The 17,010-nt window shown below is 40.7% G+C and carries 11 protein-coding genes and 1 pseudogene; 10 read left to right on the forward strand and 2 right to left on the reverse strand.

The window, feature by feature from the left end:
- The first annotated feature begins 29 nt into the window (after positions 1-29).
- The 4 genes from AB5217_RS15930 (at position 30) to AB5217_RS15945 (ending at position 3,250) form a co-directional block, all read left to right on the forward strand.
- The gene (locus AB5217_RS15930; protein WP_004311106.1) at positions 30-803 is read left to right on the forward strand and encodes a M15 family metallopeptidase; all 774 of its coding nucleotides are present in this window, start codon (positions 30-32) and stop codon (positions 801-803) included.
- Positions 804-871: 68 nt separating this feature from the next.
- A complete protein-coding gene (locus tag AB5217_RS15935) occupies positions 872-2,062 on the forward strand; it encodes a THUMP-like domain-containing protein (RefSeq protein WP_032844336.1) in 1,191 nt (396 codons plus the stop codon).
- A gap of 48 nt (positions 2,063-2,110) precedes the next feature.
- The gene (locus tag AB5217_RS15940) at positions 2,111-2,764 is read left to right on the forward strand and encodes a hypothetical protein (RefSeq protein ID WP_004302604.1); all 654 of its coding nucleotides are present in this window, start codon (positions 2,111-2,113) and stop codon (positions 2,762-2,764) included.
- Positions 2,765-2,785: 21 nt separating this feature from the next.
- A complete protein-coding gene (locus AB5217_RS15945) occupies positions 2,786-3,250 on the forward strand; it encodes a hypothetical protein (protein ID WP_032844335.1) in 465 nt (154 codons plus the stop codon).
- Between the two features lie 18 nt (positions 3,251-3,268).
- Here the strand turns inward: AB5217_RS15945 and AB5217_RS15950 are convergent, their stop codons facing one another.
- Positions 3,269-5,119 carry a mechanosensitive ion channel family protein gene (locus tag AB5217_RS15950; protein WP_032844334.1) on the reverse strand — a complete coding sequence of 617 codons (1,851 nt, stop codon included), beginning with the start codon at positions 5,117-5,119 and terminating at the stop codon, positions 3,269-3,271.
- A 126-nt stretch (positions 5,120-5,245) separates the two neighbouring features.
- On the opposite strand from AB5217_RS15950, the gene AB5217_RS15955 reads away from it, so the two are divergent.
- Positions 5,246-6,229, forward strand: a complete 984-nt coding sequence (locus AB5217_RS15955; RefSeq protein WP_008646632.1) for a calcium/sodium antiporter — start codon at positions 5,246-5,248, stop codon at positions 6,227-6,229.
- On the opposite strand, the gene AB5217_RS15960 is transcribed toward AB5217_RS15955, so the two are convergent.
- A complete protein-coding gene (locus tag AB5217_RS15960; protein ID WP_004302608.1) occupies positions 6,226-8,223 on the reverse strand; it encodes a DUF2961 domain-containing protein in 1,998 nt (665 codons plus the stop codon). The two genes, AB5217_RS15955 and AB5217_RS15960, sit on opposite strands and share 4 nt — an antisense overlap.
- A gap of 310 nt (positions 8,224-8,533) precedes the next feature.
- Between AB5217_RS15960 and AB5217_RS15965 the strand changes: the two genes are divergently transcribed.
- From AB5217_RS15965 to AB5217_RS15985, 5 genes and pseudogenes are all read left to right on the forward strand, one after another.
- Positions 8,534-9,511 (forward strand): glycoside hydrolase family 5 protein, encoded by a 978-nt coding sequence (locus tag AB5217_RS15965; RefSeq protein WP_004322993.1) that lies wholly within the window; start codon positions 8,534-8,536, stop codon positions 9,509-9,511.
- 119 nt (positions 9,512-9,630) lie between these two features.
- Positions 9,631-12,882 (forward strand): annotated as a pseudogene (locus AB5217_RS15970) (SusC/RagA family TonB-linked outer membrane protein).
- A gap of 12 nt (positions 12,883-12,894) precedes the next feature.
- Complete coding sequence (locus AB5217_RS15975) at positions 12,895-14,658, forward strand: RagB/SusD family nutrient uptake outer membrane protein (protein WP_004302611.1); 1,764 nt, start codon at positions 12,895-12,897, stop codon at positions 14,656-14,658.
- Between the two features lie 28 nt (positions 14,659-14,686).
- Entirely contained in the window at positions 14,687-15,859 is a 1,173-nt protein-coding gene (locus tag AB5217_RS15980; RefSeq protein ID WP_004302612.1) for a glycan-binding surface protein, read from the forward strand.
- 59 nt (positions 15,860-15,918) lie between these two features.
- Positions 15,919-17,004, forward strand: a complete 1,086-nt coding sequence (locus AB5217_RS15985) for a glycoside hydrolase family 5 protein (RefSeq protein ID WP_004302613.1) — start codon at positions 15,919-15,921, stop codon at positions 17,002-17,004.
- The last annotated feature ends 6 nt before the right edge of the window (positions 17,005-17,010 follow it).

Here is a 17,010-nt window from a genome sequence, read left to right on the forward strand (position 1 = left end):
TCTTTGGCACACTAAATACAAAAGGTTGAATGATTATTCTAAAATATAGTTTAGCTATTTTCTGTTTACTGCTGACAGGATGCTCCTTCTTTTCCAGTCATAAGGAAAAGGAGAGCACTCCCCTCATGGAATACGAACAAACGACGGAGGATATACAACCACGCGAAGAATGTTCCACCGTTTCACCACCGGAGCGAAGCGAAATGGCTCTCTACATGGACTCATTAGGACTCGTCAATATAGCTGACCTGGATAGCAGTCTCGTTGTAAAACTGATGTATACACAGGCTGATAATTTCACAGGCGAAGTGCTTTACGACAACTTAACGGAAGCCTACCTGCATCCGGATGCGGCATACGCTCTGATAGAAGCACAAAAAGCCTTAAAGAGACTATACCCGTCTTATAGTCTTATCATTTACGATGCGGCACGTCCAATGTCGGTACAGAAAAAGATGTGGAACGTAGTGAAAGGAACGTCCAAATATAAATATGTCTCCAACCCCAACCGTGGAGGCGGGTTACACAACTACGGACTGGCAGTAGACGTCAGTATCCAAGACTCTCTGGGACAGCCCCTACCGATGGGAACCAAAGTAGACCACTTAGGCATGGAAGCACACATCACAGACGAGATCGGATTGGTACATAATGGAAAAATGAGTGAAACAGAGCGTCAGAACCGATTACTGCTACGAAAAGTGATGAAAGAGACCGGATTCCGTGCATTACCCAGCGAATGGTGGCATTTCAATTTTTGCAGCCGGGACGTAGCCAAACAGAAGTATAAGTTAATACCATAACCGACACTCAACAACCCCATAATCAGAGCTCGACGATTCATTGTAATATCCTATAACACAATAACACCATGATGCAAATCTCTCCTGAAACCCAACTTTTTATTCGCGAACATTCATCGGACGATGTACGTGTGCTGGCTTTACAAGCTAAAAAGTACCCGGATATAGATATGCCAACTGCCATCACCCAAATTGCAGGAAGGAAGGTAGCAGCCGAAAAGATTCCCTCATGGTGGGAGATCGAAAAGATATGGTATCCGAAACATCTGTCGCTGGAACAATGCTCTTCAGAAATCACCGCCCGCTACAAAGCACGTCTTTTGCAGGGAGATTCTCTGACCGACCTCACCGGCGGATTCGGCATTGACTGTTCTTTTCTTGCCACCGGATTCAAATCCGCCACTTACGTAGAACGTCAGGAGGAACTCTGCGAAATAGCAGCACATAACTTTCCCGTACTGAATCTAAACCATATAAACATAAAAAACGAAGATGGAGTAACCTACCTGCAAGTAATGTCCCCCGTAGACTGCCTTTTCCTCGATCCTGCGCGCCGCAATGAGCACGGCGGAAAAACGGTTGCCATCTCCGACTGCGAACCAAACGTAGCCGAACTGGAAGAGCTTTTACTTCAAAAGGCCAACCGGGTAATGATAAAACTCTCCCCCATGCTCGATCTTTCATTAGCACTGAAAGAACTGAAACAGACACAGGAAGTTCACATTCTGTCCGTCAACAACGAATGCAAGGAACTACTAATTCTACTCGGACAAACATCACCGGCAGAAATCTCCATTCATTGTGTGAACCTTTTCACAAAAGGAACTCAAAAAGAACAACACTTTGTATTCACCCGCGAACAGGAACAATGCAGCGAATGCACATATACGGATTCTTTAGAAACCTATCTTTACGAACCGAATGCCTCCCTTCTGAAAGCCGGTGCTTTCCGAAGCATTGCAGCAGCCTATCCTGTCCGCAAACTGCATCCCAATAGCCATCTTTATACTTCCGATACTTTCATTGAAAACTTCCCCGGAAGAATATTCCGTATTGTCAACCAGTGCAGTTTCAATAAAAAAGAAGTAAAGGAAAATCTGGCAGACCTGAAAAAAGCAAATGTGACTGTCCGTAACTTCCCCGCCACAGTAGCCGAACTCCGCAAACGAATCCATTTGGCTGAAGGAGGAGATACCTACTTATTTGCCAGTACATTAAATAATGGGCAAAAAGTTCTGATTCGCTGTGAGAAAGTCTGAACTATTTTCTATTTTTGCAAAAAAGAAACACAATCTAAACTAATCCAGATGAATCAAACACTCATAAAAGCGATTCTATTACTAATCGCATTCACCTTGTCCTGTCACACTCTACTTTTCTCACAGAGAGATTTTGAGCGACACGAGTTCTCTTTTCACGCGGGCTACGGTGTTATGTTCCATCACCCTCCTACACTCACGTTAAGTACCCATAGTTACCAACGTACACTCGCACAAGGCGTAAGCTGGGATGGACAATATAATTTCCGCCCTCTCAAACGTTTTGTCTTTGGAGGAATCTACTCCGGATTTTCTTCCAAAGGAAGTCATCCTGAAGGGAAGGACCATTTATGGGTTCATTTCATTGGTACTCAAATCGGAATGTGTAATGCCAACACCAAACATTGGCAAATCCGCGTAACAACTGGTCCCGGTGGAGTCATTCTACGGAACAACAGTGAGGTGTTCGGCAAAACACGGAAAGTGAAAGCCTTCACTATTGGTCTCCTGACCAATGCCAATCTTACCTATAAACTGAATCCCAATCTGGGAGTCAGTCTAGGAGTACAATATATGTATAGTGAACTGCTTAGAATTAGAACCCACTATCACGGAGAAAGGGTTATTGTAAAACTCGATGGCAATAATGATACCAACCTCACACGAATAAATTTCACTACGGGATTATCCTATTATTTCTAACATTCACTCAAAAAAAGCACTATGAAGAAATATATACTCATTCTTTTTTCCATTATCAGCTTTTGGAGCTGTACGGAAGATGAATCGATTGACATTACAGTTTTACCTTCTGTCACCACTACAGGTGACAACACCTTTGGCTGTCTGATGGACGGATGGATTTATGTGGGAGGACGATACCTGAATTGGGGGCACTCGTATGTCTGGACGTATGATTCATTCCACTACTATCCGGAGGAGGACAAACTATCCGTCAATGTTTCCGTCAAACCTGACATCAACATACACTTCATCATTTTATCTCCCCAGGAAGGCAAAGAAGCAACTCTCACCGATATACGGTTCAGAGGAGAAGAACTGGAAGACGGAACAGCTTTTATAAGCCATTTCGACCCAGAATTGAATATTATCAGTGCAACCTTCGGCAACGGCAAACGTCTGACTAACGGACGTTTTGATATTCATTATACAACACAACAGCAATAATGGCGGCGACAGTAATAACTATTCAGATTTACTTTCTTCTCCCGCCTTATTGGAAGGATTGTTACTTTTCTGATACTCTTTGGGAGTGGTTGTCTCATTTCCATCCCGTACAGCCATATAGTGCGGCGACATAATTTCAATGCCGGCTTCATTAAATTTATCCTGAATATTCTGATGCAAATCCGAATAAATCTGTGCCATTTTATCTGCCTGTTTGATATAAGCATTAATTTGATAGACCGGATACCAGTCGCTCAAAGAAGTCTCTAACACAAACGGACGCGGATCATCCACCACTCCGGGAGTATTCAACGCAGCATCAATCAGTATCTGATTAACCTGTCGCCAGGGAATATCATAACCGATAGATACTTCCGAGTGAATAATCAGTCCATATTCACGTGCCGAAGTACTGTAGTTTACCGTATGAGACGACATGATAAATGAATTGGGAACAGTCACAACCTCATTTTTAGGAGTCCGAATACGTGTCACTAGAGGAGTCTTTTCAATGATATCTCCGGTGGTATCATTCAATTTGATCCGGTCACCCATCTTAAACGGACGCATATAAGTGATAACCAATCCAGCGATGATATTACCAATAACCGTACTTGATCCGAGCGAAACAATCAATCCGACAAATACCGAAATACCTTGGAACACTCCGGAATCGGAACCCGGGAGATAAGGATAAATCATCGCAATCATAAATGCATAGAGCAGGAAACGAGCGATATGGAAAGTCGGCATCGCCCAGTCCGGATAGAAGCCGTTGATTTTGAGCCGTCCTGCTTCCACCTCACGTGCCAGATACAAGACGAGACGTACCAAGTATTTCACGGCATACCAGATAACGATGATAGTAAACAATTTGGGCACATAGTCGATAATACCCACAAAGATACCGCGAATCGGATTCCATATATATCCTAACAGTTGGTATGCCAGTCCTTCCGTCTGGGGGAAGATGATGAAAATCAACGGTACGGTAAACAGTAGTTGCAATCCCATCAATATATACCGCCCGATACTGGACAGGAATACCAACAGGTCCGCCTGTTTCTGCGCATCCAGCAATTCATACCCCTGGATGGATACCGGTTTTATCTTCGTATCTTTCAGGCGCAGGATACGCGCTTTCAGTTTACGGAACAACCAATTGGTCAAGCGGAACAGGAAATACTGTCCCACAATTACCAACACAAAATAGAGCACACGCTTTGCCATCCGCCAAAGTCCGTGCTCCGCTTTCATCTCATGCAGTTTGGTAATGACGTTCTGCTGTCTTTCCTTAGCTAACGAATCACGGGAAACTCCTTCCCACAAAGCATCCTGATCGGTAAGAGAAAGCAGGACTTTACTGCCGTACATCAAATCGGAAACAATGTCCGAATGGTCGATAGCCACAGAATCGGGTTGTAGATTAAAGCGTCTTCCTATCTCTTCAATCGCTGCACCGGTCATTTGGGCACGTTGCTGAGGAGTATATCCGCCTCGTTTGGTGAAAAGGTAGAATAAGGTATCACCGTCCGCCACTACCGGTATTCCCTTAGTGAACTGACGCAGAGAGTCAATACGCTGTCGCTGCTGTACATACTTGACGGAGTCGGCAGTAGCCATCTGGAGCTTCATCTGCTCCATTTCCATCCGCATATTCGCTTCATTGAGCCGGGCTTCTTCCAACGATTTCCGCATATCCGCCAGATGGATAGAGTCCGAATCCCGTTTCAAAGGAACATGTCCGTTCGTTACTGTATCTCCGGCAAATATCTTCTTAACCGCCTGTTCCAACTGTGCCTGCGCCCCGATTGCCAGAAAAGAAAGGAACAACACCAGTAACGACCGTTTTATTTTATTTATTTCCATACCTTATATCCCTTGATTATAATTAAGGTTAATCTAACTTTTCATAAAAAACAGAGCAAACATACGGATTGTTTTTGACATTACCATTTCCAAATTGATTATCTTTGCCACTAAAAGAGAAAAAGCATGAATATATTATTACTTATCGGGGGATTAATCCTCATTCTTCTAGGAGCTAACGGATTAACAGACGGTGCCGCCTCGGTAGCCAAGCGTTTCCGCATCCCTCCCATCGTGATCGGACTTACCATCGTTGCATTCGGTACTTCTGCCCCGGAACTGACGGTCAGTGTATCTTCTGCTCTCAAAGGAAGCGCGGATATTGCCATAGGCAACGTGGTGGGAAGTAACATTTTCAATACATTGATGATTGTAGGCTGCACGGCATTATTCGCCCCGATTGTCATCACCCGCAATACACTTAGAAAAGAGATTCCGCTCTGCATACTTTCTTCTATTGTCTTGCTGATTTGTGCCAATGATGTATTTTTGGATAAAGCTCCGGAGAATATCCTGAACAGAGTAGACGGCTTGTTGTTGCTTTGCTTCTTTGTCATTTTCATGGGCTACACTTTTGCCATCGCTTCCAAGCCGGTTACAATGGAACAACAAGCAGAACATCCGGTCATAGAAGAGGAAACAGAAATCAAATCACTGCCTTGGTGGCAATCCATTCTTTATATCATCGGAGGCTTGGCCGCCCTTATTTATGGAGGGCAGTTGTTTGTCGACGGTGCCACGGGCATCGCCCGCAACCTGGGTGTCAGCGAATCAATTATCGGACTGACACTGGTTGCAGGAGGGACTTCTCTTCCGGAACTGGCTACGTCTATCGTTGCCGCATTAAAGAAAAATCCGGAAATTGCCATTGGAAATGTGATTGGTAGTAACCTCTTCAATATATTCTTTGTACTGGGATGCAGCGCGAGCATCACTCCTCTCCATCTTAGTGGAATCACCAATTTTGACCTGTTTACATTAGTAGGTTCCGGTATTCTGCTTTGGTTATTCGGACTGTTTTTTGCCAAGAGAACAATTACAAGAATCGAAGGAGCGATTATGATACTTTGTTATGTGGCGTACACGGTAGTATTAATTTATAATACCTAAATAATATAACAAAACACCTGATATTCAGCTTCATTCCAAGTAAAATTTCCTTCTTCAAACATAGAAACTGGTACAATACGAATGTTTAATGATTTCTTCCCCTTAGTATACCTGACTGGAATTTCAAAATCATCTTCCAGCCAACGTTTATAAGGGTTACTATCAGCTACATACCATAAACGTTCTGTAACTTCTTCGCCATCAACAAAAACACGGGCTGCTTGTCGAGCATCGTTTTGATCGCTCAACCTACGCAAACGCACTCCTTCATTTTGAGAAGATATGTTCACTCTAAAATTACTAAAATTTTCAAACCGGACAATTTCTCCTACATATAAAATACTATCCTCATTTCCTTCAAAGAAACTTTCCAATTTTGTTCTTCGTACATTACCCATAGCTTTATAAGAGTGTTGCTTAATGGAATGCGAAGAACTTAAATCCAAGCTATCAGTCTTCACCAGTACATTTTTATCTTGACCATAATAAAATATAGTACCCGAATGTTCCAAATACTGATTATTATATTCTCCCGACTCTATACCAAACTTCAACTCTGAATAGAAAGGATAACTGTCGCCTATACAAAAACGAGTCATTGACCATGGGTTATCCGAAAGACCGTCATACCCTCCCATTGGATGCACTTCGGGCGGAGTCGGAAATCCCCAGCCATAACAAACATAACTTTCAGAACCGTCGCTCTCAACTTGTGGAGTCCGTTTGCCATCAATATATATACGAACATCCCCTTCACAAGAAATAATATGTGAGCGTTCGGCGTGACATGTAATATGGGCAGCAACCATCTTCCCTCTTCCTTGAATAGCAGCTATCGGACTATCTGTTCCTGCCACATATTTTCTCGTATAATATGGTGTATTACGAAAATACCCGGTATTAAATGTAGGATAAACCGACCGGGAAACTGCTATTTCAGAAAATCCCAAAGAAACAGGAACACCACTACGATTTTCAATTATTATCTTCGCATGCTTCCAATATGGCATTGGAAAATAATTATAAAACCAACCGTATGTGTTATATCCTGACAGCAGATAGTTGGTATCGTGAAAGCCCAAAGAATTACCTCCCAAACACGCCAAAGGACAAGAAATATCGGGTTGTTGATGAGCATCCCAAAACATATGAATCCATACATTCTGCAAGTGCTGCTCATTAATCTCCGGAAGATAAAATTTTAAAGAACCAATAGCTCCCTCTCCTTTTTCATCCAATAAAGTAATGGACTCGCCAGCATTGATCTTTTGTTCCGACTTACGATGATATGCCAATTGATCTTTACACAAAAGATTGCTTCCTTGTTTCTTCCATAATTGTATCAAAGTATCATAATTCTCCTTCCCGGTAAAGGTCTTGATACCATTGTCCGCATAAGTGTGGTATACAACATGTCCCCAACCTCCTTCACCTTTGGTTCTTTCATAACCTTCCAGTTTCACATCGGTAGTTACACGGCATCCCTTGTTAAACGGCATTGGAACAAAACTCCGTGCAACACGTATGGGCCCTCTTCCGTTATCAAACGGACCAATATAACTTTCAGCCAAAGGTTTTATAAAAGGTTCTTTTTCTCCGAATTCAGATAAACGCAAGCTAAAACGAGGTGTTTCTTCTCCATCAAAATAAAAACGGAAGAGCGGATCACTTGAACTCATATAGCGATGTTGTACAAGGTTATAAATGCATCCCGGACCATCAACATCAAATATTACCCACTCTCCACGTTGGTCCTGATAAAGACTCCAATCCCAGTCGGCATTCTTTCCTCTTTTATCAATGCTGCCTTCATAATGGACCGAAATTCCACGATCTAACAAGGGCAAAGATGCAATATCAACCATTCGTGATATACCATAAGATATACTATCGGTTTGCCAACCCAACCGTGATACAGAGACTATCGGACCAATTGCCGACAATGACACAACCCCGAAAACTACCAAACAAACTAAAAAAATACTTTTTTTCATAAGGTGATAAATATAAAATAAAACATTAATCTATCTATAAAATTTAATTCATAAAAGTACGGCAACTTATATAAGCATACAACCACTTTATTATCAAATCAATATACTATTTCGACCTTCAAACCATCTGTTATCATATTTATTTCCCGGCTTAATCCCTTTTTGTATATATAATAAGGTAATATACTCTTGTTTGAAATAAATAGTAAGAAAAGTATCAGTATATGATAACAAAGCACTTTTTTACATATTTTTTTTGTGCTTACTTTGCAACGTCCATCTTATATGTTATACCTAATTTATTATGAAAATGAAGAAAGTCATTTTGTTTATCACCTTATTCTCCATGATATCATTATTCAGTTACAGTAAAAATCCTGTAAAACAATGGGGACAACTACAAGTGAAAGGCAATCAATTATGCGATCAAACCGGAGACCCTATTGTTTTAAGAGGGGTTAGTTATGGCTGGCACAATCTATGGCCTAGATTTTACAATAAACAATCTGTAAAATGGTTGAAAAAAGATTGGAAATGCACCGTTTTACGTGCAGCAATGGGGACAGTTATTGAAGACAATTACATTGAAAATCCCGAATTTGCATTAAAATGCATGAATAAAGTGATTAAAGCAGCGATAAAAAATGACCTCTATATAATAATCGACTGGCATACTTATTATCCGCAAAAAGAAGAAGCGAAAGCATTTTTCTCGATGATGGCACAGAAATACGGAAAATATCCTCATATTATTTATGAAATATATAACGAACCCATGGAAGACAGTTGGGAAAGCGTGAAAGAATATGCAACTGATATTATCTCTGAAATACGCAAATATGATCCTGATAATATTATTCTTGTAGGCAGTCCACACTGGGATCAAGATTTACACCTGGTAGCAGAAAGTCCTTTAAAAGGATTCAATAATATAATGTATACCCTCCATTTCTATGCCGCCACTCATAAACAAGAGTTACGGGATAGAGCTGAAGCGGCATGGGAAAAAGGAATTCCCATTTTTGTTTCAGAATGTGCAGGAATGGAGTGTACTGGCGATGGGCCATTAGATATACCGGAATGGACCCGTTGGGTAGAATGGATGGAAAGTAAAAAGATCAGCTGGGTTAACTGGTCCATTTCAGACAAGAACGAAACTTGCTCTATGATTCTCCCGCGAGCAAGCAAAAACGGAGGATGGGATGAGTCTTTAATAAAACCAGCAGGACGCCAAAGTCGTAAGTTTATCCGACAATACAACTCATATATTTATAAAAATAAAGAATGATAAAATAATATCAGTTTTAGGTAAATAACGTCAATTATTTACTTTCCTTATTTACTAGCTTTGCATCAACAATAAACCTACGAAATTTTATAATAAAGTTAATTTTAAATTTGAGAAAAATGAAAAAGAATCTCTTTTCTTTTCCCCGCTCAAAAGTGCGGATGTTAAAAGGATCAAAAGGAGTCTGGCTCTTCTTGATTATGTTCTGGATGATAAATACAGCTGCCTCAGCAGCAGGTATTGAGATTAAAGGTACTGTAACAGACAGCAAAGGTGAACCTCTTCCGGGAGTTAATATTGTTGAGTTAGGAGTTAAAAAGAATAATGGTACCATCACTGATTTAAATGGTAAATATACTATAACAGTAGAAAGCCAAAAATCTGTTCTTCAGTACACTTTTATCGGTTATAAAACAACAGAAGTCACTGTAGGAAACCGTAAAACAATCAATGTTTCACTCAAAGATGATACTCAATCTCTGGATGAAGTAGTAATTATCGGCTATGGTACAATGAGGAAAAAAGATTTATCCGGAGCTGTTTCTTCTATTAAAAGTGATGACTTGATGCTTGGTAATCCTACCAGTATTTCCCAAGCTTTACAAGGCAAATTAGCCGGTGTACAAGTAAACCAGAGTGACGGTGCTCCCGGTTCAGGCGTAAGTATCACCATCCGTGGTGCCAACTCATTTTCTACAAATTCACAACCACTTTACATTGTCGACGGCATTCCGTTTGAAGTAGGAGACACTCCAAGTAGTAAAGCAAATGAAGGCAATAACTCAACAACCAATCCTCTTTCATTAATCAATCCTAATGACATCGAATCAATCGATATTTTGAAGGATGCTTCTGCAACAGCCATTTACGGTTCTCGCGGAGCTAATGGTGTCGTATTAATTACCACTAAAAGAGGTCGTGCCGGAGATGCCAAAGTTGAGTTCTCGGCCAACTTCGGACTTTCCAAAATAGCCAAAATGGTCAAAATGCTGGATGCTTACACTTATGCTAATTATGTAAATGAAGGTGTAATCAACGGAGCTGCTTATGACAATCTTCCCTATTCATACCTGCCTTATCGTGGAAAATGGAACTACCGTCGCGACGAAAACGATAAAATCGTTCCTAACTCCGGTAAATACTATGCTTCACCAGAAGATTATCTCAATCCGGGTTATCGTGAAGACGAATATGGCAATAAAGAATGGGTAGAAGGCACCAACTGGATGGACGAGATCTTACAAGATGCATTAACACAGGAATACAATCTTAGTGTATCAGGAGGAAATGAAAAGAGCAACTATGCATTTTCAGGCAACTATACAGACCAGAGTGGTATCATCAAGAATTCAGGTTATGAACGTTTTGCTGTTCGTGCCAACATTGGAAGCCATGTGAAACCCTGGTTAAATACGGGACTAAATATCAACTTTACCCGTTCGTTAACTAAGTTTGCCAAGTCAAATTCCTATGATTATAGTATCATCCGCTCTGCTATGCTTTATTTACCAACATTATATGTAGGGGACAAGACAGAAGATGATTCTTATGCATGGTTATCAGCCAATCCACGTACATACGTTAATACAGCTAAAGATGAACTGAAATCAATTAATGTATTTACTTCTGCATTTGCCGAAATTACAATCCTTGATTGTTTGAAATTCCGTCAGAATCTAGGTATCAGTTATTCTGTAAACGATCGTGCAAGTTACTACAATCGTGAAACAGGAGAAGGTAAAGCTTCCAACGGACGAGCTGGTAAAAGCGACAATTTCTGGCAGAACTTAACAGCAGAATCATTGGTTACTTTCGATAAGACATTCAACAAACTACATCATCTCAATGTAGTAGCCGGTTTCACTTACGAAAAATCAGACTGGGGTGGCAAAACAATGAATGCGTCCAACTTCCCGACTGACATCACACAGGACTTCGATATGAGCTAGGCGTTAAATATTGAGACACCAGCCAGCTATCGAGGACAAGCAGTTCTAGTCTCCTTATTAGGACGCGCCAACTATACACTCAAGGATCGCTATATTTTCACAGCATCGTTCCGTCGTGATGGTTCAAGCCGTTTCGCTCCCGGAAATAAATTCGCGAACTTCGCTTCAGGAGCAGTAGCATGGACTATATCTGAAGAAGAATTCATCAAAAACCTAAATATATTCAGTAACTTAAAGTTGCGATTCAGCTACGGTCAAACCGGTAATCAAGCGATCAGCAGTTACCAGACCATCGCTTCACTTGCACCATCCAATTACCCTCTCGACGGAACATTGAGCAGTGGATTTGCAGGACAAACTTACAAAGGTCCTTTGAATGACAAACTCAAATGGGAAACAACCGACCAATATAATGTCGGACTCGACATGGGATTCTGGAATAACAGGATTAGTTTATCCGCTAACTATTATTATAAAAAAACTAATGACCTGCTACAAAATGTATCTATACCGAATAGTACCGGTTATACTACCATGTGGACGAATTTCGGTCATGTAAAAAACAAAGGACTTGAGCTAACCGGTAAAATCATTGCATTAGATAAAAAAGACTGGACCTTAGACTTCGACGGTAACATCTCTTTTAATAAAAATGAAATCGGAGGTTTAACGGCCGATCAATATGCTAACCAATTATGGTATAGTGCCAAAGAAGTCTTTCTGCAAAGAAATGGATTACCTATCGGAACACTCTTCGGCTATATAGAAGACGGCTTCTATGATAATATAGCAGAAGTCCGTGCAGATCCAATATATGCCAAAGCATCTGATGATGAGGCTCGCAGAATGATCGGTGAAATCAAATACCTGGACAAAAACAATGACGGAAAAATAACGTCAGAAGACCGAGCTATCATCGGTGATACTAATCCAGACTTTATTTACGGGCTGAACGCCAATTTACGATGGAAAAATCTGACTCTGGGATTGTTCTTCCAAGGTACTCATGGTAATGATATTTTTAATGGTAACTTGACAAATATCGGAATGAGCAGTATTGCAAACATCACTCAAGATGCTTATGATTCCCGCTGGACACCAGAGAATGCAGCTAACGCCAAATGGCCTCGCGTCACTACTGCAATGACCCGTGACATGAAACTCTCCGACCGTTATGTAGAAGATGGTTCTTACTTCAGACTAAAAACGATCAACTTAAACTACAATTTCGGTTCAGTCATAAAAGGAATTAGCAACTTGTCTGTTTTCGGTACAGTAACAAACGTATTCACGATTACAGGTTATAGTTGGTTTGATCCGGATGTAAACGCCTTTGGTTCTGACGCTTCCAGAAGAGGAGTTGATATTTTCTCATATCCAAGCAGCAGAACATATTCAATAGGTTTTAAATTAACGTTATAATCTCAAGAAATAATGAAAAAGAAAAATATATTCATATATCTGATGGCATCCAGCCTCCTATTATCCGGAGCAGTAATGACATCATGCGAAAGTATGATCGAAGAAAAGCCTTTCGACTTCATTGTCCCTGAAGATGTTGAGGATTCTGATAACGGTGCCGACATGTGGGTAACAGGAGTATATAACACATTACACGAAGCCATGTTCAGATACGGTAGTTTCCCACGTCCGCTGGATTATGACTGTGACTATATTTCCGGTGCAGTATGGCAGTTCAGCCAATTTGGAAGTGGTAACTTCCAGGGAGGTGACGGACAAGCCGATGTACTTTGGACCGGAATGTACTCTTTGATTAACCGAGCAAATATAGCGGTTTCTGAAATCAACAAGATGCAAAATGTATCAGAAGTATTTAAAAAGAATGCATTAGGAGAATGCTATTTTCTTAAAGCATGGGCATATTTCTATCTGGTACGTGCTTATGGAGCTATCCCTATTTATTCCGTCAGTGTAAACGAATCCGGGCAATATACTAATAATCCGCGCATTCCAATTGCACAAGTATACACGGAAACAATCATACCTTTGCTTAAAGACGCCAAAGATATGATTTATAAAAATTCGGACAATGGATTTAAACCCGGAAGAGTCTGTGCTGCAACTGCGGCAGGTTTGTTAGCCAAAGTATATGCGACTATCGGCTCTGCGTCCATGGCTACCGGAGAACAAATAACAGTAAAAACCGGCGCACCGTTTGTCATGCAGAATGTAAACGGCACTATGACCAAAGTATATACAGAACCTGTTCCGACAACATTCTCCAAGGATCAAGTTGCCGGTTACGAAAGCTTTTCCTCTCAAGAATATTATAGACTGGCCTACGAAATTGCAGGAGATATAATAGGAGGAGAATATGGAATACACAAACTTGAGGACTATGATTTGGTTTGGTCTCCTTCCGGCAAGACTTGTAGCGAACATTTATTCAGCTTACAAACTAAGTCCGGTGATGAATTATACGGTACATTATTCAGCTCGCACTACTGTGGCAGACTCAATGCAGCAGGAAATATAGACAATAGCTTAACGGTAGGATGTAGAAAACACTGGTATCTATTATTTGAAGAAAAAGACTACCGCGTGGACAAGGGAGTGTTGCATTGTTGGATACGTCAGAACTCTGATACAAGTTGGGGGGGTGGTTCATACTATCCGAACTTTGGGAAATGGCAACGTATGGTTGAAGCCAAAGAACCTCCGTTCGATAATCCTAAAGTAACCTCCGGATGGAGATGTGATGAAGGAGGATCAGAACAGTTCTTCGCTTTCACGACCAAATATTCACAACAAATAGCCGATCAGACTCAACCTCGTACAGATGCCAATTACCCATTTTTACGTTATGCTGATATTGTTCTAATTTTTGCAGAAGCAGCTAATGAATTAAATGGCCCGACAAAAGAATCGGTAGATGCTTTAAATGATGTTCGCACCCGTAGTAATGCAACAGGCAAAGAACTGGCAAACTTTACAGATAAAACCAGCCTGCGTTCTGCAATCCTTGAAGAACGTGCAATGGAATTAGCCTTGGAAGGCGATCGTCGTTGGGATTTAATACGTTGGGGAATTTATTTGCAGGCAATGAATGCTCTAGGCGGAATGGATGAAGCTAACAACGTAAAACAACGTTCCAGCAAACATCTGCTATTCCCGATTCCGACTCTTGAAATCCTGACAAACCAAGGAATTAATGAGAATAATCCTGGCTGGGATTAATCACTTATAACCATGTAAAAAACAGATTATGAAGAAAATAAAATATTTTGCAATAATCGCAGCATCCATATTTACTTTAACATCCTGTACGGATATTGTTGAAGTCGACGATCTGAAAGCCAAAGAAAACAAACCGTCAACAGGTGCTCCGACTGTAGACAAAGTCGTTTTGGCAACAGATGCTGAATTTCCCATTGAGGGAGCAAATTTCGAACAAGTAGTACGAATCGAGGGAACAAACCTTGGAGATATCACTTCCCTAAAATTCAATGATATCGAGGTGGACAGTAAGGAGATATATTCGACATACGATATGCTTCTCGCACCTATTCCCCGTGCACTTCCTAAAGAAGTGACAAACACAATTTATATTACAACCAAACACGGAGAACTAAGTATTCCTTTTGTCGTTTCCATCCCTGATTTAACAATCAATGGACTCAAGAATGAATTTACCCAGCCGGGAGATACGACGGTTATTACAGGTGATAATTTTGACCTCTACGGTATTACAATTGAGGAAGCAATTGTTAATCTAGGCAATTTACCAGTAAATGTAATCGATGCTACTCGTACAGAGCTGACAATAGAAATTCCTGCAAATGCCGCTCCGAAATCTACTCTTACTATAAAAGGGGCAAACATGGATGAAGCATACAAGCTCACATACATGGATCCGGGAGTATCTCAACTTTTCGATTTCAATAATTGGCCGGGAAGCGGTGCCTTTACACATTCCAGCCAATTCCCTGATGCCCCGAAAGATTTCTTATGTGACGGCACATTAGAAGGACAACCGGAACCATTAGTAGAAGGAGGAAAATATATTCGCTTCAATAATTCCGTGAAAGCTTGGGGATGGATGGTTATGTGGGCCGGATATATTACTGTACCGGCAGAAGTAGCCGCAGACCCTTCATCTTACGATTTAAGATTTGAAATCTGTACTGGAGCTAAATTTCCGATATCAGCCCAGGCGCGTATCATTTTAGGAGATTATGGATGGTATCCTTCCAAAGGAGGAATTCCTGTTAATACTTATGGTGGATGGCAAACTGTACGGATCAGTGCCGATACAGAAGCATTGTTGCCTAATCCTATCGATCCTAGTACCAACACAGCTTTCAAAATCATATTTTCTCCCGAATCTGCTCAAGATTTTGATTTAAGTATGTGTAATTTCAGGTTTGTTCATAAGTAAAAATAAAAAGGGAACGCTCGTACTAAAGCGTTCCCTCATAAACAAAAACAATTCGATTTATGCTAAAAGACTTATTTTCATTATTAACGATTATAGCACTTCTATTTTCATCTTGTTCCAAATCAGACGAAGAAGAAAATGGTGATGAACCTCAACCAACCAAACAAACAGCTTATTTCGGAGTTAACCTGTCAGGAGCTGAATTTGGGAATGTATATCCGGGGGTAGATGGTACTCACTATGGTTATCCCACAGAAAAAGACTTGGATTACTTTAAAGCCAAAGGTCTTTATCTGGTACGTTTTCCATTTCGTTGGGAACGCATACAACCCACAATGAATGGAGAATTAAATGCAACAGAACTGGCAAAAATGAAGAAATTCGTCAAAGCTGCCGAAGATAGAAACATACAGATACTATTGGATATGCATAACTTTGGAAGATATTGTGTATATTGCGACGGGCAAAGTTCACAAAATAATCAATATGCAATCATTGGTAATGCACGATGCACTGTTGACAATTTCTGTGACGTATGGAAAAAACTGGCAAAGGAGTTTAAAGACTATAAAAATATCTGGGGTTACGACATTATGAATGAACCCTACGAAATGCTGGCATCGACACCGTGGGTTAACATAGCCCAAGCTTGCATTAATGCCATCCGCACTATAGATACTAAAACAACCATCATAGTTAGCGGAGACGAATTCAGTTCTGCCAGACGATGGAAAGAATGCAGTGACAATCTGAAAACTCTTACAGATCCAAGTAATAACCTGATATTCCAGGCACATATATATTTCGATTCGGATTCTTCCGGAAACTATAATAAAGGATATGATGAAGATGGTGCAACCGTTCAAACAGGGGTGGCTCGTTTGAAACCTTTTGTTGACTGGCTGAAAGAGAATAATAAACGTGGATTCGTCGGTGAATATGGAATACCTGATACTGACGGTCGTTGGCTGGATATTCTTGATGCAGCACTTAAATATCTACAAGAAAATGGAATAAACGGAACTTATTGGTCTGCCGGTCCACGATGGGGTGACTATCCCTTATCTGTCCAACCGACCAATAATTACACACAGGATCGTCCGCAATTAAGCACGCTCCTGAAATATAAAAGTACACAACAATAATCAGAA

This window comes from Bacteroides sp. MSSM.1001136sp1_RTP21357st2_D2_RTP21359_211015 (assembly GCF_040913205.1).
GTDB classification, from domain to species: domain Bacteria; phylum Bacteroidota; class Bacteroidia; order Bacteroidales; family Bacteroidaceae; genus Bacteroides; species Bacteroides ovatus.